25 protein-coding genes are annotated in these 23472 nt (G+C 63.0%); 13 read left to right on the top strand and 12 right to left on the bottom strand.

What is annotated here, in order from left to right:
- Nucleotides 1-109 precede the first annotated feature (109 nt).
- From ACSW29_RS13400 to ACSW29_RS13390, 3 genes are all read right to left on the bottom strand, one after another.
- A complete protein-coding gene (locus ACSW29_RS13400) occupies nt 110-1573 on the bottom strand; it encodes a lytic transglycosylase domain-containing protein (protein ID WP_448277470.1) in 1464 nt (487 codons plus the stop codon).
- Nucleotides 1574-1648: 75 nt separating this feature from the next.
- On the bottom strand, nt 1649-2191 hold the full coding sequence (locus ACSW29_RS13395) for a DUF1003 domain-containing protein (protein WP_003945067.1): 543 nt from the start codon (nt 2189-2191) through the stop codon (nt 1649-1651).
- Entirely contained in the window at nt 2188-3474 is a 1287-nt protein-coding gene (locus ACSW29_RS13390; protein WP_230817403.1) for a magnesium transporter MgtE N-terminal domain-containing protein, read from the bottom strand. Before ACSW29_RS13390 ends, ACSW29_RS13395 begins: the two co-directional genes overlap by 4 nt.
- Nucleotides 3475-3547: 73 nt before the next feature.
- On the opposite strand from ACSW29_RS13390, the gene ACSW29_RS13385 reads away from it, so the two are divergent.
- The 6 genes from ACSW29_RS13385 (at nt 3548) to ACSW29_RS13360 (ending at nt 9622) form a co-directional block, all read left to right on the top strand.
- Nucleotides 3548-4510 carry an HpcH/HpaI aldolase/citrate lyase family protein gene (locus tag ACSW29_RS13385; RefSeq protein WP_317829041.1) on the top strand — a complete coding sequence of 321 codons (963 nt, stop codon included), beginning with the start codon at nt 3548-3550 and terminating at the stop codon, nt 4508-4510.
- A 107-nt stretch (nt 4511-4617) separates the two neighbouring features.
- On the top strand, nt 4618-5112 hold the full coding sequence (locus tag ACSW29_RS13380) for a general stress protein (RefSeq protein ID WP_003945065.1): 495 nt from the start codon (nt 4618-4620) through the stop codon (nt 5110-5112).
- 189 nt (nt 5113-5301) lie between these two features.
- Complete coding sequence (locus ACSW29_RS13375) at nt 5302-6654, top strand: ABC transporter substrate-binding protein (protein WP_448277469.1); 1353 nt, start codon at nt 5302-5304, stop codon at nt 6652-6654.
- 80 nt (nt 6655-6734) lie between these two features.
- The gene (locus tag ACSW29_RS13370) at nt 6735-7616 is read left to right on the top strand and encodes a carbohydrate ABC transporter permease (RefSeq protein WP_230817475.1); all 882 of its coding nucleotides are present in this window, start codon (nt 6735-6737) and stop codon (nt 7614-7616) included.
- 1 nt (nt 7617) lies between these two features.
- Nucleotides 7618-8448, top strand: coding sequence for a carbohydrate ABC transporter permease (locus ACSW29_RS13365; RefSeq protein WP_019749348.1), 831 nt, complete (start codon nt 7618-7620; stop codon nt 8446-8448).
- 4 nt (nt 8449-8452) lie between these two features.
- The gene (locus tag ACSW29_RS13360; RefSeq protein WP_317829039.1) at nt 8453-9622 is read left to right on the top strand and encodes an ABC transporter ATP-binding protein; all 1170 of its coding nucleotides are present in this window, start codon (nt 8453-8455) and stop codon (nt 9620-9622) included.
- A 4-nt stretch (nt 9623-9626) separates the two neighbouring features.
- On the opposite strand, the gene ACSW29_RS13355 is transcribed toward ACSW29_RS13360, so the two are convergent.
- Nucleotides 9627-9863: a hypothetical protein gene (locus ACSW29_RS13355; RefSeq protein WP_448277468.1), complete on the bottom strand. Its 237-nt coding sequence runs from the start codon at nt 9861-9863 to the stop codon at nt 9627-9629.
- 126 nt (nt 9864-9989) lie between these two features.
- On the opposite strand from ACSW29_RS13355, the gene ACSW29_RS13350 reads away from it, so the two are divergent.
- Both ACSW29_RS13350 and ACSW29_RS13345 read left to right on the top strand, forming a co-directional pair.
- A complete protein-coding gene (locus tag ACSW29_RS13350) occupies nt 9990-11267 on the top strand; it encodes a sensor histidine kinase (RefSeq protein ID WP_448277467.1) in 1278 nt (425 codons plus the stop codon).
- 10 nt (nt 11268-11277) lie between these two features.
- The gene (locus tag ACSW29_RS13345) at nt 11278-12381 is read left to right on the top strand and encodes a winged helix DNA-binding domain-containing protein (RefSeq protein WP_448277466.1); all 1104 of its coding nucleotides are present in this window, start codon (nt 11278-11280) and stop codon (nt 12379-12381) included.
- Here ACSW29_RS13345 and ACSW29_RS13340 read toward each other — a convergent pair.
- Entirely contained in the window at nt 12374-13237 is an 864-nt protein-coding gene (locus ACSW29_RS13340; RefSeq protein ID WP_003945080.1) for a hypothetical protein, read from the bottom strand. The genes ACSW29_RS13345 and ACSW29_RS13340 overlap by 8 nt on opposite strands.
- Complete coding sequence (locus tag ACSW29_RS13335) at nt 13227-13925, bottom strand: metallophosphoesterase family protein (RefSeq protein WP_448278154.1); 699 nt, start codon at nt 13923-13925, stop codon at nt 13227-13229. The genes ACSW29_RS13340 and ACSW29_RS13335 overlap by 11 nt, the downstream gene beginning before the upstream one ends.
- A gap of 71 nt (nt 13926-13996) precedes the next feature.
- On the opposite strand from ACSW29_RS13335, the gene ACSW29_RS13330 reads away from it, so the two are divergent.
- The gene (locus ACSW29_RS13330) at nt 13997-14581 is read left to right on the top strand and encodes a suppressor of fused domain protein (RefSeq protein WP_448277465.1); all 585 of its coding nucleotides are present in this window, start codon (nt 13997-13999) and stop codon (nt 14579-14581) included.
- Between the two features lie 51 nt (nt 14582-14632).
- On the opposite strand, the gene ACSW29_RS13325 is transcribed toward ACSW29_RS13330, so the two are convergent.
- Both ACSW29_RS13325 and ACSW29_RS13320 read right to left on the bottom strand, forming a co-directional pair.
- Nucleotides 14633-15079: an SRPBCC family protein gene (locus ACSW29_RS13325; protein WP_317829034.1), complete on the bottom strand. Its 447-nt coding sequence runs from the start codon at nt 15077-15079 to the stop codon at nt 14633-14635.
- Between the two features lie 134 nt (nt 15080-15213).
- Entirely contained in the window at nt 15214-16284 is a 1071-nt protein-coding gene (locus ACSW29_RS13320; protein ID WP_003945070.1) for a magnesium and cobalt transport protein CorA, read from the bottom strand.
- Between the two features lie 175 nt (nt 16285-16459).
- On the opposite strand from ACSW29_RS13320, the gene ACSW29_RS13315 reads away from it, so the two are divergent.
- The 4 genes from ACSW29_RS13315 (at nt 16460) to ACSW29_RS13300 (ending at nt 19916) form a co-directional block, all read left to right on the top strand.
- On the top strand, nt 16460-17314 hold the full coding sequence (locus ACSW29_RS13315; RefSeq protein WP_230817411.1) for a PHP domain-containing protein: 855 nt from the start codon (nt 16460-16462) through the stop codon (nt 17312-17314).
- Nucleotides 17311-17925 carry a MarC family protein gene (locus ACSW29_RS13310; protein ID WP_374228148.1) on the top strand — a complete coding sequence of 205 codons (615 nt, stop codon included), beginning with the start codon at nt 17311-17313 and terminating at the stop codon, nt 17923-17925. The genes ACSW29_RS13315 and ACSW29_RS13310 overlap by 4 nt, the downstream gene beginning before the upstream one ends.
- 3 nt (nt 17926-17928) lie before the next feature.
- Complete coding sequence (locus tag ACSW29_RS13305) at nt 17929-18315, top strand: hypothetical protein (RefSeq protein WP_347874251.1); 387 nt, start codon at nt 17929-17931, stop codon at nt 18313-18315.
- Between the two features lie 407 nt (nt 18316-18722).
- On the top strand, nt 18723-19916 hold the full coding sequence (locus ACSW29_RS13300; protein ID WP_230817414.1) for an NAD(P)-dependent malic enzyme: 1194 nt from the start codon (nt 18723-18725) through the stop codon (nt 19914-19916).
- A gap of 71 nt (nt 19917-19987) precedes the next feature.
- Here the strand turns inward: ACSW29_RS13300 and ACSW29_RS13295 are convergent, their stop codons facing one another.
- The 4 genes from ACSW29_RS13295 to ACSW29_RS13280 are packed head-to-tail and all read right to left on the bottom strand — an operon-like array spanning nt 19988 to nt 23450.
- A complete protein-coding gene (locus ACSW29_RS13295) occupies nt 19988-20677 on the bottom strand; it encodes an ABC transporter permease (protein WP_230817415.1) in 690 nt (229 codons plus the stop codon).
- Entirely contained in the window at nt 20674-21357 is a 684-nt protein-coding gene (locus ACSW29_RS13290; protein ID WP_230817416.1) for an ABC transporter permease, read from the bottom strand. The genes ACSW29_RS13295 and ACSW29_RS13290 overlap by 4 nt, the downstream gene beginning before the upstream one ends.
- A gap of 4 nt (nt 21358-21361) precedes the next feature.
- Entirely contained in the window at nt 21362-22507 is a 1146-nt protein-coding gene (locus ACSW29_RS13285) for an ABC transporter ATP-binding protein (RefSeq protein ID WP_317829032.1), read from the bottom strand.
- Between the two features lie 4 nt (nt 22508-22511).
- A complete protein-coding gene (locus tag ACSW29_RS13280; RefSeq protein WP_317829031.1) occupies nt 22512-23450 on the bottom strand; it encodes an ABC transporter substrate-binding protein in 939 nt (312 codons plus the stop codon).
- Nucleotides 23451-23472 lie beyond the last annotated feature (22 nt).

Raw genomic sequence — 23472 nt, 5'->3', positions numbered from 1 at the left:
CGTTCAACTGACGGAGTCGAGGCTACCTGATTTGTTGCGTTTCCGTTATTCAACCGTGATCTAGAAGGGCAGTTTGGGGCATATGCACTGTTCTTTCGTGATTTTTTGGTTACAGAGCGGGCATGCCGGGCAGGCCCGGGAAGAACGGCACGAATGCCGGCGCAGGGGCCGGAGCGGGCTCCGGTGCGGGAGCCGGTGCCGGTGCAGGCTCCGGCGAGGAGGCGGCGGGCGGCGAGGATTCCGCGGGCGCGGCATCGGCGGTTGAGGGTGCCGTGGCGGCCACAGCCATGCCTGGGACAGTGCACGGCAGAAGGATGCCGTCCTGCAAGGCATCGAGGGCTGCGGGGTCCGGAAGGATCACGCACATATCGTCGGGCCAGCGCCATCCCTCGGCCGTCAGAATCGGCCAGACGAGACCCCGTGAGGTCAGGACGGGGAGCGGGATGATCGGACCGGGAGCTGCGTTCCGGGCGGCGTCGGGTCCGGGAGTCGGGCTGTTCGGCACTACGCCCGGCGGGATCAGTGCCTGGATCTCGGGTGAGAGCGCAGGCATGTCCGGCAGGCCCGGGAAGAGGGGAGTGGTGGTCGGGGTTGCCGACGTCGACGCTGATTCCTTGTCGCCGGCCGCCGGATCGGTAGCCGCAGCAGCGGCGAGTACGGCCGAAGCGGCGGAATCTGCAGAGGCGGCGGCGTTGATCGCCGAGCTGCCGGTGTTGATGCCCGAGGTGTACGGCAGCTGACCGGAAGGAATGACGCCGTTCTTGTAGGCCGTAGACCACATGATCACGTTTGCCGCGTACGCGGCCGAGTTGTTGTATCGCAGAACAGCTTTGGTCTCCTGGGCGACATCGCGCAGGTTGAGTCCGCCGCTGCAGAGGTACTTCGCTGCCGAGAGTGCCGCATCGAAGACGTTGTTGGGGTCCTTGATTCCGTCCCCGTTACCGTCGCTGGCATATCCGGCCCAGGTGGCCGGAATGAACTGCATCGGTCCGACGGCGCGGTCGTGAGTGGGGTCGCCGTCGATCGCGCCCTTGTCGGTGTCGCGAATGACTTCGTTGCCTGCCAGCCGTCCGTCGAGGACGGGGCCGAGGATCGGGGTCACCGTTGTTCCCACCGATGTCGTCTTGCCGCCGTTGGCGTGACCGGATTCGATGCGGCCGATGCCGGCCAGGAGATGCCAGGGGATTCCGCATCCCGGTGCCTCGGTCATCATCACCAGCTCCGCGGAGCGGTACGCGTTCAGGACGATCTCGGGGATACCCAGAGAAGTGAGGACGACAGCCGCCGCGTTAGGCGCTGCCGGGGCGCCGGCGACCGTATCGCTGGGCGGGGCAGATCTTTGCGTTCGGACCGTGCGGGGCGTCGGGAGGAAGTCGACAGAGTCCGGCTGCGCAATCGAGGCGGCGCCCGCCAGCGCGATGGGAACCTGTGACCCTCCGGTCGGTGCGCTTCCGGCAGTGAGGGCCGCTGGACCTGTTACGACGAGCAGTCCCCCCACCAGTGTGGATGCTGCAATCATTCCGCGTACTCGCACGATTCCCCTTTGCTGGCGCTCCCGCTCCGGAGTACCCACCGTGATATCCATATTGCTGTGACTCACGTTACATATCGGTCACGGTGCGTGCAGCAAAACTCAGCGAACGCTCAGCTAGTTGTGACTTTGTTTCGCAGTATTCGAGTCACGGTGCTTCTTCTTCGGGGTCGGTTCGCCGTCGGCAGCAAGGATCGACTTGATCTCTTCAAGTTCCCGTCGCAGGTAATCACGGGTGGCAACCTCGCCGACGGCGATGCGCAGAGCTGCGAGTTCACGGGCAAGGAATTCGGTATCCGCCTTGGTTTGCTCGGCGCGCGAGCGATCCTCCTCGAGCGAGACCCGGTCGCGATTCTCCTGACGGTTCTGTGCCAGGAGGATCAGCGGCGCCGCGTAGGCGGCCTGGGTGGAGAAGGCCAGGTTGAGCAGGATGAACGGGTACGGGTCCCACTGCAGAGCCACCGCGAAGACGTTGATCAGGATCCAGACGATCACGATGATCGTCTGGATTGCGAGATATCGCCCGGTTCCGAGGAAGCGGGCGATGCGTTCGCTGACGCGTCCGACAGCTTCGACGTCGAAATCGAGATTGAACCGGCGGCTTCCGCGAGGCGTTTCCAGTCGTTGCCGTGCGGTCGTGCTCGACGCCCGTTCGCTCATCGGAGTAGTTCCTCGTCGTCGGAGTAATCCTCACGCCAGTCTTCCGGCAGGAGGTGATCGAGCACGTCGTCGACCGTCACGGCCCCGATCAGGTGGTTCTCGTCGTCCACGACCGGCCCGCACACCAAGTTGTAGGTCGCGAAATATCGGGTGACCGACGCCAGCGAGTCGTCCGGGGCCAACCGGGGCATGTCGGTGTCGAGAAGTCCTCCCACCAGGCTGGCTGGAGGCTCGCGCAGAAGTTTCTGCAAGTGGACGCAGCCGAGATAACGTCCGGTCGGAGTCGCGGTCGGCGGACGCACGACGAAGACCATGCTCGACAGGGCCGGGGTGACGTCGTAGTTGCGGGCGCGGGCAAGAGCCTCGGCGACGGTCGTCGAGGCCGTCAGTACCACCGGTTCAGGCGTCATCAGACCGCCGGCGGTATCCGGGGAGTGTTCGAGCAGGCGTCGAACAGGCTCGGAATCCTGCGGGTCCATCAACTGCAGTAATGATTCGGCTTCGGTCTCGGGCAGCTCGCCCAGCAGGTCGGCCGCGTCGTCGGGATCCATTGCCTCGAGTAGATCGGCGGCACGTTCGACTTCCAGGTGCATCAGCAAATCGGTCTGATCGTCCGCAGGCAGTTCCTGGACGACGTCGGCGAGGCGTTCGTCGTCGAGTGCCACGGCCAGTTCGTGGCGGCGCTTCTCCGGCAGTTCGCGCATGGCGTTGGCCACGTCGGCGGGTCGCATCCCTTCGTACTGCAGAAGAAGGTGAGCGACGCCCTGGCCGGGGAGCGAGAGGTCGCTCTGGGTGAGGCCGGCGACGTGCTGCCAGTCGACGACGTGAATCGCCGCGCGTCGACCGAGGCGTCCTCGATGGCCGCGAACTGCGACCTTCGAGACGACCCAGTCGCGGGTTCGCGTCGATTCGATCCCGAGGTCGACGACTATCGTGTCGGCGCCGTGAAGCTCTTCGAGTTCCGGGTCGTCCACGCGCACATGCGAATCGAGTACCTGCGCCAGAGCGAGAACCTCGCCCGGACGCTGGTTGAAGCGCCGCAGACTGACGTTGCCCGTGGTCAGGGTGACCGCACTCGGCTCGATAGCCGTTACTCGCAACATGGGGACGAAAATGCGTTTGCGCGTGAACATTTCGATCACCAGGCCGAGAACTCGCGGTTGCTGGCGTCCGATGCGGACCGTGATGACGACGTCGCGCACACGACCTATCGATTCGCCGTCCGGGCCGAGTACAACCAGGCCGGCAAGCCTGGCTGCAAATACCTTGCCTGCTGCTGCCATGATTGCAAGGCTAATTCGTCCAGCGTCAAAATCTGCAACGGCGCCACCGAAAATCGAGAAGGGCAGTCCGCACATGACTTCACGCAACCGTTCCCGTCGATCGGTATTGGCAGTTCCCGGCAGCAGTCGGAAGATGATCGACAAGGCGAAGGGATTGCCTGCCGACGAGATCTTCCTCGACCTCGAAGACGCAGTGGCGCCGCTGGCGAAGCAGGTTGCTCGCGAGTCGATCGGCGACGCGTTGGCCGAGGACGGGTGGGGCAAACAGGTCAAGGTCGTCCGGGTCAACGACTGGACCACTGAATGGACGTATGCCGACGTCGTGGAGGTAGTGGGCCGCGCCGGAGCCCATCTCGACGCCATTCTGCTGCCCAAGGTTCCCGACGCGAGTCACGTGCAGGCGCTCGATTTGTTGTTGACGCAGGTGGAGAAAGCCAATGGTCTCGAGGTCGGCAGAATCGGAATCGAACCGCAGATCGAGAACGCGATCGGATTGACCAACATCGACGCGATCGCCACCGCGAGCCCTCGTGTCGAAGCGCTCGTGTTCGGTCCGGCCGATTTCATGGCGAGCCTGAACATGCGAACTCTGGTCGTCGGCGAGCAACCGGACGGCTACGACCGCGGTGATGCTTATCACCACATTCTGATGACCATCTTGATGGCCGCACGGGCACACGGAGTCCAGGCGATCGACGGGCCATACCTGCAGATCCGCGACGTCGAGGCCTTCACTCGTTCGGCGGCGCGAACGGCAGCGCTCGGCTTCGACGGTAAATGGGTACTGCATCCCACACAGATCGAGGCGGCCAACGAGGTGTTCAGTCCGCGCCAATCCGATTACGACCGTGCGGAACTCATCCTGGACGCGTACGCATTCCACACCTCGGCCGCCGGGGGAGGGCGGGGTGCCGTCATGCTCGGCGACGAGATGATCGACGAGGCGAGTCGCAAGATGGCACTGGTGATTTCGGCCAAGGGGCGTGCCGCGGGGATGACGCGCACATCGGAATTCACGCCACCCGAACACGCCTGACGCTCGCATAGCCGAACGAATCAGGTCTGTAAAGGGCACAATAGGGGTAGATGTACTTTGCGTCATCCGCGTGGATGACGTGCCCGAAAAGAGGAGCGCAGCCAGCCATGTCCAATCCGCTCGGTCAATCGTCGAATGGGTCGCGCCGTGGAGCGTTGCCGACACCGCCTTCGGGATGGCCCATCGGGTCGTACCCCACCTACGCCGAAGCGCAGCGCGCAGTCGATTACCTCTCCGATCAAGAATTTCCGGTTCAGGACGTCACGATCGTCGGCGTGAACCTGATGCAGGTCGAGCGAGTCCTCGGTCGGTTGACGTGGGCCAAGGTGATCGGTGGCGGCATCGTCTCCGGTGCTTGGCTCGGTGTGTTCTTCGGCCTGGTGCTCGGAATCGTCACCGGTGGATTCCTCGCCCCGCTGATCGCGGGCATCGTGGGCGGCATCATCTTCGGCGTCATCTCGACGACCATCCCGTACGCTGCGACGCGTGGGCAGCGGGACTTCGCCTCCACGATGCAGTTGGTCGCCGGACGCTACGACGTACTGTGTGAGCCCAAGACGGCGGAGTCGGCACGCGACCTCCTTGCCAAGCTCGCCATCTGACATTCTTGCTCGGGCTGCCAACTTGTGTGATCTCGGTTACTTTATGTACACGCGGGCGAGGTAATACTCACTTTCCCGTGACCGTTTGCCGGACAAGGAAATAGGTCCCTTCTCCGGCAAAAGTGCCGATGTGCGGTGCGTCGGCCAGCCGTAACGACTGCGCCGTCTCGCCGCCCGAGGAGGACGGCTGTGCAGAACAAGAGATACAGGGTGGGCCTGCTCGGCGCGGCAACGTTGTTGTTGGCGCCCTTGCTCAGCGCGTGTGGATCAGACAATGACGACGGCGTGGTGCTGTCCTTCTACACCGCCGCCGACGGCGCCGAGCAGTATGCGGAGGCAGCCGCCAATTGTTCGGTGGCTTCGAACGGTGCATACCGGGTCGAGCAGAAAACTCTGCCCAAGGGCGCTGACGACCAGCGACTTCAGTTGGCCCGGCGTCTGACCGGCAATGACAAGTCACTCGATCTGATGACGCTCGACGTGGTGTGGACTGCCGAATTCGCCGAAGCCGGTTGGGCATTGCCGCTACCCGCTGACGTCGCGGCCGAGGTGAGCGACGGGACTCTCGACGGTCCGCTGGAGTCGGCGAAATGGCAGGACCAACTCTACGCGGCGCCGCTGAACACCAACACCCAATTGCTCTGGTATCGAAAGGATTTGATGCCGGACGGCCAGCCGCCCCAAACCTGGGATCAGATGATCGACATCTCCGAAGGTCTGGCTGCGGATGGACGACCCAGCTGGATCGGCGTGCAGGGCAAGCAGTACGAAGGATTGATGGTCTGGTTCAACACGCTTCTCGCCAGTGCGGGCGGATCGGTGGTGGGGCCGGACGGGACCACGGTGACGGTCGCCGACGGTGATGCTGCCCAGCAGGCGCTGACCGTCATGAAGCGCGTGGCCACCGCGAAGGGGGCGGATCCCTCGATTTCGCAGGGGGACGAAGCGTCGTCGCGCCTGGGCATGGAGAGCGGTAAGTCCGCCTTCCAAGTCAATTGGCCGTTCGTGCTTCCTGGCATCATGGAGAACGCCGAGAAGGGCGATCTTCCGTATATCGACGACAAGGGCAATGTCACCAGCCAGAACACCGGAAATACGGTGCTGACGGTGAACGGTGAACGGAATTTCCTTGCCGCTCCTTATCCTTCGGTGATCGAGGGCAAACCGGCGGAGGTCACGATCGGCGGCTTCAACGTCGCGGTGGCCAAGACCAGTCAGCATCCGGACCTCGCTTTCGAAGCGCTCACATGCCTGCGTAACGAGGAGAATCAGCGCAACAACGCGGTCGCCGGTGGCGTCCCGCCGACGCTCGAGAGCCTGTACGACGACCCGGCGTTCCAGGAGGCGTACCCGGCATGGCGTGAGGTTCGCGACAGCCTGGACACCGCGTCGGTCCGGCCGGTTTCTCCTGCCTATCAGAGTATTTCGACACTCATCACTGCCACGCTCAACCCTGTGGGAAACATCGATCCGGAATCGACCGTGAACGATCTGGCCGAGCAGGTACGCAAGGCAGTCAATTCGGAGGGGCTGATTCCGTGACGATCGACAGCGAAAACTCCGGAGCTGCAACGGCAGTCGCCGACCCCTCGCCGGAGCCGAAGCACTCCAAGAAGTCGAAGATGTCGGACGGAAAGGCGGCGGAGCGTCGACTCGGCCTGTGGTTGGTGGCGCCGGCCGCGATACTCATGATCGCAGTGACCGCGTATCCGGTGGTCTACGCCGTGTGGTTGAGTTTGCAGCGCTACGACCTGCGCTTCCCGGATCAACGAAAGTTCGTGTGGTTCGACAATTACGTATCGGTGCTTACCGACGGCTACTGGTGGCAGGCGTTTGCCGTGACGACGTCGATCACCGTCATCTCGGTCATCATCGAGTTCGTCCTAGGCCTGACCATCGCGCTGGTGATGCACCGGACGATCGTGGGTAAAGGCCTCGTCCGCACTGTGGTGCTCATCCCGTACGGCATCGTCACCGTCGCTGCGGCGTACAGCTGGTACTACGCGTGGACGCCCGGAACCGGCTACCTCGCCAACCTCCTGCCCGACGGCAGTGCGCCACTCACCGACCAGATCCCGTCGCTCGCGATCATCGTTCTTGCCGAGGTGTGGAAGACGACTCCGTTCATGGCGCTGCTCCTGCTCGCCGGGTTGGCTTTGGTTCCGGACGACCTCCTCAAGGCGGCTCAGGTCGACGGCGCCGGTGCGTGGACTCGCTTGGTGCGCATCATCCTTCCGCTGATGAAACCCGCCATCCTCGTCGCGCTGCTGTTCCGCACACTCGATGCCTTCCGTATCTTCGACAACATCTACGTGCTGACAAAGGGGGCGAACGATACCGGCTCGGTGTCGATCCTGGGGTACGACAACCTGTTCAAGGCATTCAACCTGGGCATCGGATCGGCGATCAGTGTGCTGATCTTCGTGTGTGTGGCTCTGATCGCGTTCGTCTTCATCAAACTCTTCGGTGCCTCGGCTCCCGGATCCGATACGGAAGGACGCTGACATGACCGTGACTCCCAGACTCAAGATCAGCTGGTCCGTCGTCAACCTTCTGGTCTTGCTGTACGCGTTGGTTCCCGTCCTGTGGATTGCCAGCCTGTCCTTCAAACCTGCCGGAACCATCAAGGACGGCAAGTTCATTCCGGAGAAGTGGACCCTGGACAACTACCGAGGAATCTTCGACACCAGCGCCTTCACCAGTGCACTGATCAACTCCATCGGCATCGGACTCATCTCGACGGTCATCGCCGTGGTGATCGGAACGATGGCGGCGTACGCCATTGCCCGCCTGGATTTCCCGGGCAAGAAGCTGCTGGTGGGCGTTGCGCTGCTGATCGCGATGTTCCCGCAGATTTCGTTGGTGAGCCCGCTGTTCGACATCGAACGACGGCTCGGACTCTTCGACACCTGGGCTGGACTCATCTTGCCGTACATCACCTTTGCGTTGCCGTTGGCGATCTACACGCTCTCGGCGTTCTTCAAAGAGATTCCTTGGGAACTCGAGAAGGCGGCGCAGATGGACGGCGCGACGCCGGGTCAGGCGTTCCGGAAGGTGGTGGCTCCACTGGCCGCGCCCGGCATCGTCACCGCGGGGATCCTGGTGTTCATCTTCTGCTGGAACGACCTGTTGTTCGCGATTTCGCTGACGTCGACCGAACGTTCCATCACCGCCCCGGCGGCCATCGCGAACTTCACCGGCGCTTCACAATTCGAGGAGCCCACCGGGTCCATCGCCGCGGCCGCCATGGTCATCACCATTCCGATCATCATCTTTGTTCTGTTCTTCCAACGTCGTATCGTGGCCGGGCTTACTTCCGGCGCAGTGAAGGGATAAGCCTGTGGCCGAGATCGTGCTGGACAAGGTGACCAAGCTGTACCCGGACGGAGCCAAGGCGGTCAGTGATGTTGACATCACTATCGCCGACGGAGAATTCATCATTCTTGTGGGCCCGTCCGGTTGTGGAAAATCCACGACCCTCAACATGATTGCCGGGCTGGAAGACATTTCGACCGGTGAGCTGAGGATTGCGGGTGAGCGTGTCAACGAACGCGCCCCCAAGGATCGCGACATCGCGATGGTGTTCCAGTCGTATGCGCTGTATCCGCACATGACGGTGCGGCAGAACATCGCGTTTCCGTTGACATTGGCGAAGATGTCCAAGGACGAGATCAACGCCAAGGTCGACGACGCGGCGCGGGTGCTCGACCTCACCCAGCATCTCGATCGCAAACCGGCGAACCTGTCGGGTGGTCAGCGTCAGCGTGTCGCGATGGGACGCGCCATCGTGCGCAGCCCCAAGGCGTTTCTCATGGACGAGCCGCTATCGAACCTGGACGCTAAACTGCGCGTGCAGATGAGGACGGAGATCGCCCGTCTGCAGCAGCGGCTCGGTACGACAACGATTTACGTGACCCATGACCAGACCGAGGCGATGACCCTCGGCGATCGGGTGGTCGTGCTGCGCGGCGGAATCGTGCAACAGATCGGTGCGCCGCAGGAGCTTTACGATCGTCCGAACAATCTGTTCGTGGCGGGATTCATCGGGTCCCCGTCCATGAACTTCTTCCCCGGACAGTTGACAGCCGACGGAGTCAGCACGCCGATCGGCGATGTTCGCCTGCCCGCGGCGGCGCAGTCGAAGATCTCGGGCAGCGGCTCGGGTAAGGACGTGGTGGTCGGAATCAGGCCGGAGCATTTCGAGGACGTGGCGCTGGTCGATGCAGCGCAGAAGCCGCACGGCGGGACCTTCACCGTCGACGTCGACGTGTTGGAGTCGATGGGTTCGGACAAGTACGCGTATTTCCTTGCCGGTGGTCCTGCCGTCAATTCTCGTGAACTAGAGGAACTCGCCGCAGATTCGGGAACGGCCGTCGCTGGTGGCGGCCAACTGGTCGCCAGGCTCTCGTCCGAGTCCGCGGTGGCTCAGGGCAGGTCGATCGATCTGTGGTTCGATCCCGCCAAGATCGCAGTGTTCGACGGCGGTACGGGAGCCAATCTGCTGCTGTGAATCTCTATCCGGGCCAGGTGACCGAATACGTCGCGACCCAAGGGAGCGGTACTTGTTCGGGGCCGGGTGCGACGTCGGCCGGCTCGGGCAGGGGGATCAACCGGCCGAATTGCTCGTGATGGGTGGAGGCCGGGGCGGCTTGTGCTGTCCCGGCCACCACGGCGATCGGTGCAGCTGCCATGGCGCCGGCGAGGGCAAATCGAGTGGCGATGCGGCGCTTGCTTGCTCGGGTCGAGATCATGAGCACTCCTGCGTGGTGTCGAGGTTCGGTGAATGCTGTGCCATTCACGGTATTGCGGGTTGATTGTGAAATCTCGTGTGCGAAGCTCATTCACAGGGAACTGGGATGGGCGGCACAGGAGGACAGATGAACGGATCCTCGGTACGAACCGAGCACCTGCCCGGCAGCCCGGACCTCGAACGGATATTGCGCGAACACGCCTACCGCGGTGCGTACCTGCAGCTGACGGTGCGCGGCGCTCTGGTGCTGTTCATCGCCCTGACACTGATCTTCGTCCCGCCGATGAACGACGCGGGATGGTGTTTCGCGATTCTGGGCGCGTATGCCCTCTGGTCGGCAGCCGTGGCGCTGTGGATCCGCAAGGGGGGCACCGGCCCGGTGACGATGATCTGGCTCGGCTTGTTCGTCGACCTCGCCGTGCTCGCAACTCTGACATTGCTGACCGGTCTCGCCGCCGAGCAGAGTTGGACCGCCGACATCTTGAGCAACGGACTCTTCGTCATTCCGGTCCTGGCGTGTACACAACTGCGGACCGATGTGTGTGTCGGCGTTGTTGCCTGCACGATCGGTGTATTTTTTGCTTCCAGTTGGGCAACGATGACTTCGAACTCCGAGCCGTGGCCATCGATTCTGTTGAGCACCATGGCCTTGGTCGGAGTGGGAGCCGGCGCCGTCGGATTGACTCGGATTCAGAGATCACGAGTGCTGACCATCGGACAACTCGTCGGGCATCGCACGAGCCTTCTGGCCGAGCTCATGGGGCTCGAACAGCGTGAGCGCACAGAACTGTCCGAGCAACTGCACGACGGGGCGCTCCAGTACGTACTCGCGGCGCGGATGGATCTCGACGAATTGGCAGACAGCGCGGAGCCTGTCGCCTTGGCGCGAGCCGCGAAAGCGCTCGGTGAAGCGACAGCGCTGCTGAGATCTTCCGTCTCGGAGTTGCATCCCACTGTCCTAGTTCACGTGGGCCTTGCCAGCGCAATCGGGGACCTCGCCCGATCGGCGCAGGGACGCGGCGGAGTGGTGGTCGACGTCGACACTTCGGGCTGGAACGATGATCTGCGCACGTCCGCGGACGACGTCCTGTTCGGCGCCGCCCGAGAGCTGCTGGGCAACGTCGTCAAACATGCCGGCGCGCACAATGTTCGGATCGAGCTCGCACGACTGGATTACCGTGCGGTGCTGGTGGTCTCGGACGACGGCAGGGGGATCAGCGCCGATCGGATTGCCGAACGGCGGGCGGCCGGCCACATAGGGTTGCTCTCGCACGAACTGCGGGTTGTTGCCGCGGGTGGCTCGTTCTCGGTCGGACCGGGTGAAGAGTCCGGAACCCTCGCGCGAGTCGAGATACCGTTCCAGATCGCCCCTGCCCCTGCCCCTGCCACTGACCACGATCGCTGAGGAGTTGTCGATGACGCTGATCACCGATCGTGAGCTCAACCTTGCGACTCTGGCGAGGCAGTTCCTGCTTCGGCGGGCCGAGGTCAGCGCGTTGGATGCGATCGAGCACTTGGCAGGACTCCAGGCCCAGGCGCCGAATCCGCCCTACCTGGCGCTGTGGGCGCGGCTGAAGAACTTCGCGGCAGAAGACCTCTCCACTCTTGTCGAGAAGCGCCAGGTGGTGCGGTTGGTTGCCATGCGGGGCACGGTCTTTGCTCTCTCGGCCGCCGATGCGGGTCCCTTCCGGGCCACGGTTCAGACGATCATGGAACGCGATCTCCACACCAACAGCACTCAGCGTGCGGCGCTCACCGGGTTGGATCTCGACGCGCTGGCGCAGGCGGGACGCGAATTGGTAGCGGACGGGCCGCTCACGCAGATGCAGCTGAGACCGATACTGGCAGAGCGCTTTCCCGGCCACGCGGCCGAGGGTCTGGCGCACGGCGTTCGAGGACTTCTGCCGATGGTCCAGGTCCCACCGCGAGGTCTGTGGGGACGATCCGGAGCACCGGCACTGACGACCTTGGAGAATTGGCTGGGCACAGAAGTGAGTTCAACTCCAGATCCCGACGCGATGGTGCTGCGCTATCTGGCTGCGTTCGGGCCCGCGAGTGTGAAAGATGCGCAAGCGTGGTCAGGGCTTACGAGACTCGCCGAGGTCTTCGAGAGGCTACGTCCCGGCTTGATCACCTTTGTCAACGAGAATGGGACCGAGGTATTCGATCTACCGGACGCGCCACGACCGACCTCCGGAACACCGCCGGTCAGAATCCTTGCTCCGTTCGACAACATCCTGCTCTCGCACGCCGACCGCTCGCGAATCATGGACGAGCAGTACCGAACTCGTGTCTTCACCATCAACGGCATCATCAAGCCCGCCATCCTGGTGCGCGGAAAGGTGGTGGGATTCGCGACGGTGACGCCGGCCAAGGAGACGGTCGAGTTGAGCGCGACTCTGTTTGCGCAGCAACCGAAGACCGCGCTCGCGTCCATCGAGAAAGAAGCGCGTTCGTTGCTGAAGTTCATGCACCCGAAGATCCCGACCCGAGAGGTGCGGTTCGCTGTAGCTACGTAGCGGGCTTGTGCTTTCGTGGTGCCCGATCGCGTAGTTCGGCTACGATCTCGTCATTCCACATGTGACGCCGCACCAGTCGGTACCGCTCCCGGGCGATCCACAAGTATGCTTCGGCGTCGGTGTGCTCGGGCAACATGTCGGCGCCCCGCAGCATTCGCACGACGGGGAGAAACTCCTCACCGAACCAGCGGCGGGCCACGGTGTCTCGCCCGAGGAACTCGCCCTTCTCCTGCATGAGGCGAAAACCCCAGGCCTCCACACACTCACTGAGTTCGGCGTACTCCCACGGGTCGGTGACCTGGACGGCTTCGCGTTGTGAACCCTGTAGCGGAACGCGGGTGAGGAATAGTCGGCGATGGTCCTTGATGAGCAGATCGGCGCGCTGAGTGATGCCTTCCGGTGAGATACGCGTGATGATTTCGGTGACGTACGCGTCGATGGTTTTCTGGTGCATCGCACACGCAATGGACACTCGGTGGTGTCCGTCGATCACGAAGTGCATGGAGCCGACGCGATACAACTGGACAGGTGGCACCGATTCGCCGCGTCGTTGCGCCACCGCAAGTCGCTCCCAACGAGCACGCGAGTGAGTGGACGTCGGACGGAAGTACCTGTCGAAATCACCTGTGCGGTCGACACTTCCGACTATCGATTCGATGGTGACGACCTGCAGGCCCAGAGACTTCTCGCCGACCTTACCGAGAGCTGCGACAACTTCGTCGAACGGCAGGATCGCGTTGACGTCGTCCGGTTCGCGTCGTAGCCAACTGACCAGACGTGCAACGTCGGCACGTCGACGCTGACGAGCGAAGTCGTTTTCCGCGTCGGCTGTGGGAAATCCGGTGTCACGAGCCATGTCGGCGCCTCACGATCGTCGGCGGTTTACCTGGGGAAATCTCCATCAGCGTGAAGCCGACGGTATTGAGCACGATAGTCCGGCCTACCTCCAGATCGAGAGGTGTTCGCCCGTGCGGGTGGATGTGTCCGTGGATCATGACTGTCGGATCGAGGGTGCGGATCAAGGGGGTGAAGCATTCGAACCCACGATGTGGCCGATCCTCGGCGTCGCCGACACCGCGGGCGGGGCTGTGTGTGAGCAGCACATCGACGCCCGCCCGACCGCCGGGAAGCCGCGATTGCCAGGCGTTTCGCCAGGTGAGTGAGCGGACGCGTCGGCTCTGCTGGCGCTCGGACCACTGATTGGGACCCGAGTTGTATCGGATGGAACCGCCGAGGCCGGCGATCCGCAGACCGGCGACGGTCACGATGCGTCCGTCGGCGTTGACCGCCCCGGTCGGCCCTGGCCACTGCGCCGGCATCCCGGCCCGCATCCAACCCGATCTCTTGTTCGAATATCCGGAAAGATCGGCGTCGTGGTTCCCAGGAACGAACACGCAGGGCGCATTCAGCTGATCCGACAGGTACTCCAGATACGCAAACGGCAGATCGCCGGCGCCGAGGATCACGTCGACTCCGAGGGAACGAACCTGACTGCTCCACAGGAATTCGACGGTCTCGTCGCTCACAGCGAGAACGGAGACCATTTCGACGACGCTACCGCCACCGCGAGGTATCTGCGCTGCGAACCTCGCGGGCACGGTGTTTAGATGGACGAGTGTCAGACAGCGTCGTATCTTCCGTCCGGGCCCATCTCGTCAGCAGTATCGAGGGGCCGGACCCCACCGCGGCCTCGGTGACGTTCCTCGGTGTCGAACCGCTGGACGTGCTGCGTTTCGAGTCGCCTGACGGCCTGGTTCGCTACGCCACACTGGGGTGCTCACGTCATCCGATGGGTGACCCCAACGAACTGGTCGCAGACCCCACACGCGGTCCTCGCGCCGAGTTGGTGCTCACCCTGCGCGGTGGCACGGGTGTTGCGTCAGGTGTGGCCAGGATGCTCGCGGTGCTGGCTGCGGCGCCGTCCGTCGAAGGGGTCGTGCTGCTCGAAGACGCACTGTTGGACCTGGGTGAGCCGCTGTGGAAGGACACTGCGTTCACGGCGGTGCTTCTCGGTGACAGCGGGATCGCCGATCTGACGCTGCCGGAGCCGTTCGATCCGGTGCGCTTCCTCGGTGTGGTCCCCCTGACCGGTACCGAAGCCGCCTGGGTGCGCCTGCGCGGCGCAGAGGCACTGCGGGAAGCGTGGACCGAGGCGGGGATCGACATCCGCGATCCGCACCGTTCCGCCGCCTCGCTCTAAGGTTCCGGCTGCCCCTGTGGTACCGGCTGCTCTGGCGCTTTGTCCGTCAGATCATTCGGCGTGCACGAGTATGTCTGCCAGGTTCTCGAGACTTACCCGAACCGTCCGTGAAAATGCTTTCGTGACGATCGGGTCGGCCATCTTGCCGAATACGCCTCCTAGTCCGCTTTCGCTGTCGAGTCGGTAGGTGACCCGAGTGCCGTCACCGACTTCTTCGCAGGTCATGGTCTGCGAGAAGCTGACCGGACTCTCGACGGACGTCGATTTCGACGATCTCGGTGGGTCGTACTCGGTGAATTCGGATGTCCACTCGAGACGCTTGCCCAAGATTCTCGAGACGCCGTGCCAGCGGCTTCCAACGCCCATCGGGCCCTCGGTGATCTGTGTGCATTCGACCATCGAGTTTTCCCACTTGGGCCAGTTCTCGGCGACGGCGATGTACTCCCAGACGTCCTTGGGTGGCAACGCGATCTCTACGGATTGCTCGACTGTAGGCATGGTTGTCCCTCCACTTCTCCTTGGATCTGAATTTGCTTGTCGCAAAATGGATTTCGGGAACGGAATGAAAATGCGTACCCATATCCATTGTCCGCCTGCGACGGTGGCAAGTACAGGGAGTCAGAAGGAGTTGTTCACAGCCAGTTGTTGCGACGGAAGAGAAAGAACAAGCCGACGCACACCGAGGCGATGAGAAACAGGATGGACTGATAGCCGTATTTGTATCCGAGTTCCGGCATGTTCTCGAAGTTCATCCCGTAGATACCTGCGACGCCGGTCGGCACGGCGGCGATGGCGACCCACGCGGAGATCTTGCGCATGTCGGTGTTCTGTTGCACCGCGATCTTCGCGAGTGCTGCATCGACCAGAGAACTCAACACCTCGTCGTATTCCGAGATGCGTTCGGACACGATCGTGTGGTGATCTCGGACGTCACGAAAGTACCGGCGGATCTCCTTCGGGACGAGGCCGCCCGCGGGTTGGGTGAGTTGGAGCAGTGGCAATCCGAGTGGAGTGACCGAGCGTCGTAGTTCCACGATTTCACGTTTGAGCAGGTAGATATGCTCGACGGCAACGGTGTTTCGCGGATTGAATACCAGCTCTTCCATGCTGTCGACGTCCTGTTCGACCAGCTGAATGACGGAGAGATAGCTGTCGACGACGTGGTCGGTAATCGCGTGCAAAACCGCGAACGGGCCCATGGTGAGGCGCTCGGGGTTCTGCTCGAGTGACTTGCGCACGCTCGCCAGCTCGGAGTGATCCCCGTGGCGGACGGTCACCACGAAGTCAGGACCGACAAACACCATGATCTCACCGGTTTCGACGATCTCGCTCGCCGTCGCCACCGACTCGTGCGGTACGTAGACAACCGTGCGCAGCACCAGGAACATGACGTCGTCGTAGCGTTCGAGTTTCGGACGCTCGTGTGCATGGACGGCATCTTCGACCATCAGCTCGTGCAGTCCGAAAGTTGCTGCGACGTCTTGCATCTGACCTTCGTCGGGTGCATGCATTCCTACCCACACGAAGGCGTTGTCGCGACTACGAACCTCGGCCAACGCGGCGCGATGCGTGTACTTGCCCGGCAAACGCACGCCGTCCACGTAGACCGCGCAGTCGACGATCGCGCGTGCAGCAGGAACGGGGATCTTGGGCGCATCAGCTTGCGTCGATTTGCCGTTCGACCAATTCGGCAGTGACGGCATGGTTGGCACGCTCGCTCCTTCGCGGTCTGTATTGCAGTGGAACCAGTGATGCAGTGGAACGGCACTGCAGCGACACGTGATCGAATTGCGCTGCCGCTGCGGCGTAATCGTACGTCAGCTTCCGGCTCGCCCACCGGAGCGCGATGAAGTTGCCGATTGCTGACACACTGGAACAGTGCGAATAGACCTTCACACCCACTCCAACGCATCGGACGGCACCGATACCCCGGCTGCCCTCATGCGTGCCGCAGCCGACGCCGGACTCGACGTAGTCGCCATCACCGATCACGACACGACTTCAGGCTGGGCCGAGGCCGCGCATGCCTTACCAGCCGGCGTCGCCCTGGTTCGTGGGATGGAGATGTCGTGCGAAGGTCGAGGTGAGCGCGGTTGGCCCGTGGCTGTTCATCTGCTGGCGTATCTGTTCGATCCGACGCACCCCGAATTCGCCAAAGAACGTGAGCGACTGCGCGCCGAACGCGTCGAACGCATCCGGGTGATGACGACGATGATGGCGCGCGACGGATTGCCCGTCGATCCCGATCAGATCCTCGCCGACGCCGGTCCGTCTGTCGGACGCCCGCACGTCGCAGCGGCCCTGATGCGAGCTGGCGTGGTGTCGAGTATCAGCGAAGCCTTCTCCGACCTGTTGTCCAGTCGTGGGCGATACGACGTGCCCAAGTACGACACTCCGCTCGAGTACGCCGTCGAGCTGGTGGCAGCGGCCGGGGGAGTGACCGTCCTTGCGCACGGACGGGCGCGTTCGCGCGGCGGGCTGCTTGCACTCGACCACATCCGTGATCTGGCGGCGCTGGGTCTCGGGGGTCTCGAAGTCGATCACCCGGACCATCGCAGCGACGATCGTGACGTCTTGCGGCGCCTGGCCGGCGACCTCGGACTGGCAGTCACCGGATCCTCGGACTACCACGGCGAGAACAAGACGATCGGACTCGGAGACGAGCTCACGGACGAGGCCGAGTTCGACAAACTCGTCTCTGCCGCCACCGGCGTGGAGGTATTGGGGCGCTGATGCTCGACACGACGCTCTACCTCACCGTGTTCATCACGCTGTTCGTGATCATGGATCCACCCGGAGTCATCCCGGTGTTCTTGTCACTGGTCGGCCGCAAGAGCCGTGAAGATCGCAATCGGGCGGCATGGCAGGCCCCGGCCGTCTCGCTTGCGGTCATCTCGGTCTTTGCCATCGGCGGTCAGGCGATTCTCAACTACCTCCACATCGGCATACCAGCGTTGCAGGGCGCAGGCGGTCTGCTGCTGCTTCTCATCGCACTCGAACTGCTGACCGGCAAGGCCTCCAACCGGCCGCAGGGAGCCGACGACGTCAACGTCGCGCTCGTTCCCCTGGGGACGCCGATGATGGCCGGTCCCGGCGCGATTGCGGCCGTCATCGTCTTTGTCGCCCAAGCCGACGGTGAATCGGGGTCGTACCTGGCGATCGCATTGGCGATTTTGTCCATCCACCTCGTGCTGTTCGTGGTCCTGCGGTTCTCGACGGCACTGATCCGGATACTGGGCGAGGGCGGCATCAGCCTGCTGGCACGCATCGCGGGTCTTCTGCTCGCCGCCATCGCGGTTCAACTCATTGCGGAATCAGTCCGCGGATTCGTCGCGGGAGCGTAAGAGATGACATACGACGACCGGAACGACAGGTACGAGGACGAATACCAGTACCAGGATTATCAGGACTATCAGTACGAAGACGACTACGGCCAGTATCCCGCCGACAATCGTCAATGGCTACTGGTCCGCGCTCTACGTGCCCTGAGCGGCACCGTGGCGGCCGGGATCGTGGTCTTGACACTCGTGATCATCGGTTCGGCATATCTGGGCGGAAACCGCGGATTCCCGGGGCCGGGAACGACATCGATCACTGCGCACATTGCGGCCTCGGTGGTTGCTCTCGCCGCGCAGATCTGGTGTGACCGCAGGCGGGGTATCGCGGCGGTTGCCGGATCGGTGGTCGTGCTCGTGGTGGCGGGGCTGTTGTTGGTGACGCAGTGGTGGGGATGACACGGCGGGGATGACTGGGTGGGGATGACTGGGTGGGGATGACGGCTGGGTTTCGAGTGTGGTGAGGAATCCGACCGCTTGGAGGATTTGATTGTGATCCGACTCTGGTGGCAAACTGGAGTTACTTCGAGGCGGCGCCACAGCCCGGCCCCGAAGTGCAGGTTTCGTCAGAATTTCTCCCGGAACCTAGATTGCATGGATACGCCAGGGCTCACCCGCCCCACACCATGACGCTTCGGATGTATTGCGGCCCACTTTCTCGCGCACGCCGAATGCTCTTCTTCTCAGTAGTCGTTCGCGGAAGAAATGATCTCTGACCGTTGTGAACGTAAATTTTGCACCGGTCCGGAGGATTACTTCCCAGTAACCCAGCCCCGAATGAGGCTGGACTAATCAGGAGTGTCATCGTGTCCCTCGTGACTGAAGCCATCAACGTACCCAAGGTCGAGCTGACCGACGAAGAAATCTTTGCCGCTCACGTCGGTGGCAAGCTCTCGGTCGAGACCACCGCGCCGCTCGATACGCAGCGCGCCCTCTCGATCGCCTACACGCCGGGTGTTGCTCAGGTGAGCCGCGCCATCGCTGCAGACGAAACCCTCGCCGACCGATACACCTGGACCAACCGACTCGTTGTCGTGGTCAGTGACGGCACCGCGGTTCTCGGACTCGGCGACATCGGCCCGCGCGCCTCGCTGCCCGTCATGGAGGGCAAGTCGGCACTGTTCAAGAACTTCGCCGGACTGAACTCCATTCCGCTGGTTCTCGACACCAAGGATCCCGACGAGATCGTCGAGACGCTCATCCGTCTGCGTCCGAGCTTCGGCGCGGTCAACCTCGAGGACATCTCGGCGCCGCGTTGCTTCGAGATCGAGAAGCGCGTCATCGAAGCTCTCGACTGCCCTGTCATGCACGACGATCAGCACGGAACCGCGATCGTGGTCCTGGCGGCACTCAAGGGCGCAGTGAAGGTCCAGAGCCGCGACATCACCGCACTCAAGGTCGTCATCTCCGGCGCCGGTGCTGCTGGTGTTGCCTGCGCGAACATCCTGCTCGCTGCGGGAATCGCCGACGTCATCGTGCTGGACTCGAAGGGCATCATCTCGGGTGAGCGCAGCGACCTCAACGAGGTGAAGGCAGAACTCGCGGCCCGCACCAATCCGCGCGACCTGCACGGTGGTGCCATCGAGGCACTCGAAGGTGCGGACGTCTTCCTCGGTGTCTCGGCGGGCAAGATCCCCGAGGAGCTCATCGCTTCGATGGCTCCCGAGTCGATCGTGTTCGCACTCTCCAATCCGGACCCGGAGATTCACCCCGAAACCGCGTCGAAGTACGCGGCGATCGTGGCTACGGGTCGCAGTGATTTCCCGAACCAGATCAACAATGTTCTCGCCTTCCCTGGGGTGTTCAAGGGCGCGCTCGACGCCGGCGCCCGTCGCATCACCGAAGGCATGAAGCTCGCTGCCGCCGAGGCAATCCTGTCGGTGGTCGGCGACGAGTTGGCAGCGGACAAAATCGTCCCCAGCCCACTCGACCCTCGCGTGGCACCCGCAGTAGCGGAAGCCGTCGCGGCCGCAGCGCATGCTGAGGGCGTGACCAGCTAAGAGGGACTACGAAAGCCCCGGTCGGAACCCGCACACAAGGTTCCGATCGGGGCTTTTTCGTGGGTACCGAGCTACAGACGAGCGAGGTCGGGTGTTCGGCGCAGCCTGCCGGTACCGGGAACGGAAGCCCAGACCACCAGTGCCAGTAAACCGTCGACGACAAGAGCCACAACCGCGACCAGGATTGCGCCGACGACCACGCGGTCGTACTTGTAGAGCGCGAGACCGTCGAAGATGTACCGGCCGAGGCCGCCGAGGTTGACGTAGGCGGCAACGGTCGCTGTGGCTATCACCTGCAGCGTCGCGTTACGCAGTCCGCCGAGAATCAGCGGGAGTGCATTGGGAATCTCGACGCGGAAGAGTACCTGGAGTTCGGTCATACCCATCGCTCGCGCGGCCTCGACGACGCCACGGTCGACGCTGGCGATTCCGGCGTAGGTGCCGGCGAGGAGCGGAGGAATGCCGAGGATCACCAGCGCGAGAATCGGCGGCATGACTCCGAGTCCCATGAGCAGAACGAGGAAGGTCAGCAGGCCGAGTGTGGGCAGTGACCGCAGCGCGTTGACCAGACTGACGACCACGATCTCACCGCGGCGCAGATGGCCGATGAGCAATCCGACAGGCACCGCGATCACGGCCGAAAGTGCCACGGCCAGAACGCTGTACCACAGGTGCTGGAGAATGCGGGTGCCGATTCCGGTGTCGCCACTCCAGTTGTCGGGATCGACGATGAAGTCCCAGGCTCCGGTGAAGATGCTCATACGGGTTCCCCCTCGGCTGACAGGACGGCAGGAACCTTCGACGAGCTCGACGTCCTGGTCCACGGGGTCAGGAATCGGCCGATCAGATACAGGATCAGATCGAGTGCGAGCGCCAGCACGACGATCGCGATGATGCCGGCAACGATCTGATCCGGGTAGTCACGGTCGTAGCCCTGTTTGAACAGAACTCCCAGCCCACCGATTCCGATCAGTGATCCGACCGAAACCAGCGAAATATTGGTAACGGCAATAACTCTGATGTTCGCGATCATCACCGGCAGCGCCAACGGCAACTCGACAGTCAGGGCGCGTCGTAGTGGCGTGAACCCGACGGCGGTAGAGGCGTCGATGACGTTGTCCGGCACCGAGTCGAGTGCTTCGGGTACAGCTCGGATGAGCAGTGCCGTCGCGTACACGCTGAGTGCGATCACGACGTTGAGCGGATCAAGGGTCTTGAGACCGAACAACTGGGGGATCGTGACGAACAGCGCGAGCGACGGAATCGTGAACGCGATGCTCGCCAGGGTCAACGTGATTCGGCGCAGCCACCGGACGTTGCGGATCGCTGTTCCTACCGGCACGGCAATCAGGAGGCCGATCAGCAAGGGCAACAGCGCCAGATACAGATGGGTCTTCGAGTAGTCCACAACCGTCGAGAAATTGTCGATGAGCCAGCGCATGCCGCTACGCCCCGAATCCCTCGGTGAAGGCGACTCGGTTGCGTTCCTCGTCCTCGCGTCGACGCTGATCTGCCAATTTCGCAACGACTTCGGAACCGAGGATCCCGCCGACGACCGAACCCTCGCCGTCGACGGCAACGCCGATACCGGAAGGCGACGAGATTGCCGCGTCGAGTGCTTGGCGGAGATCGCCGCCGGGGGAGAACAGCGAACCACCGGCCGACGTCGACTGAGCAAGGGTGCGTCCCGAGCGCAGGCCTTCGACGCCGGTCACGTCGATCCATCCCTGGGGGCTTCCACTGTCCGTGACCACGAGAACCCATTCGCCCAATTCGAGACGCAGAGCCTTCAATTCGTTCTCGACGGCCGTACGGACCGGGTGAAGAGGAACCTCGTCGGCAGCGCGGAACGACAATCCCCGATAGCCGCGATCGCGTCCGACAAATCCGGCGACAAAATCCGTTGCCGGAGCGGCCAACACGTCGCGAGGCGCCGCCACCTGCTGAAGACGCCCACCGGGACCGAAGACGGCAATGTGATCACCGAGTTTGACTGCTTCGTCGATGTCGTGGGTGACGAAGACGATCGTCTTCTTCAGTTCGCTTTGCAGACGGAGCATTTCGGTCTGCAAATCCTCACGCACCACGGGATCGACGGCGCTGAAGGGCTCGTCCATCAACAGGATCGGCGGATCGGCTGCCAAAGCACGGGCAACTCCCACACGTTGCTGCTGGCCACCCGAGAGTTGCCCGGGATAGCGAGTGGCAAGTGAGATGTCCAGACCGACTCGTTCGAGCACACTCAACGCGGCTTTCCGTGCGGCGCGGCGGGACTCGCCGCGCAGCACCGGAACCGTTGCGACGTTGTCGATCACGGTGCGGTGCGGAAGCAGGCCGGCATTCTGGATGACGTACCCGATACCGAGACGGAGTTTCACCGCGTCGGTCTGGGCGATGTCCCGGCCATCGACGAAGATCTTGCCCGACGTCGGTGTGATCATCCGGTTGATCATGCGCATCGACGTCGTCTTACCGCACCCGGACGGCCCCACGAACACCGTGAACGACTCGGCCTCGATGGTGAGATCGAGACGGTCGACGGCGGTAGTGCCGTCCGGATACTGCTTGGTGACACCCTCGAAGGTGATCACGTGACTACGAGACCGGCTTGTCGAGGCCCTGCGCCGTCACCCACGCCTTGGCCGCCGCTGCCGGCTCCGTCTTGGTGTCGCCGGACACCTGGACGTTGAGTGCCAACAATTCTTCGGTGGTGAGCTTGGCGGACACCGCATCGAGGACCGACTTCAACTTGTCGGAAGACTTCGACGCACGCAGTACCGGCACCACGTTCTGGGCCGGGAAATTGTTCTTCGGGTCTTCGAGAACCACGAAGTTGTTTGCCGGGATGGAGGCCGACGTCGTGAAGATGTTTGCTGCGGTGATGTCGCCGGACGAGAGCGCCTTCACGGTTGCCGGTCCACCGCCGTCGGCGATCGGGACGAAGTTGGCAGACGAGATGTCGAGACCGTAGTTGGACTTCAAACCGGGCAATCCGGCTGGGCGTTCCTGGAACTCGGCCGGAGCACCGAACTTGACCTCGGCGGAGTGCGGAGCCAGATCCGCGATCGTCTTCAGATTCCACTTGTCCGCGGTTTCCTTGGTGACGACGACGGCGTCCTTGTCCTCGGCGGACGCGGGCGTCGCAATCGCCAATTCCGACCCGAGGGCTGCGGGAAGGGCAGCGAGGACGTCAGCGGAGCTGGTGGCTGTGCTGTCGGGATCCAAGTACTGCAGGAGGTTTCCCGTGTAATCCGGAATGACGCTGATGGACCCGTCCTCGAGCGCCGGAATGTACGCCTCACGGCTGCCGACGTTGAACGACGTGGAGACATCGAACCCGTTGACACGCAGTGCTTCGGCGTAGATGTTGGCGATCGTCTCGGATTCGGTGAAGTTGGCGGAGCCGACGACGACCGCGTTGGGATCGCTGTTGGAGTCACCGTCACTGCTACCGCACGCTGTGAGCGCAGTGAGCGAGACGACAGTTGCCGCGGCTACGAGCCAACGGTTGGAACGAAAGCGTGAGGTGCGCATGAGCGTCCTTCCGGTTTTTCGG

The organism is Rhodococcus sp. GB-02 (assembly GCF_053470465.1).
Note: the sequence above shows the minus strand (reverse complement) of the source record. Positions and strands in the feature narration are given on the sequence as shown.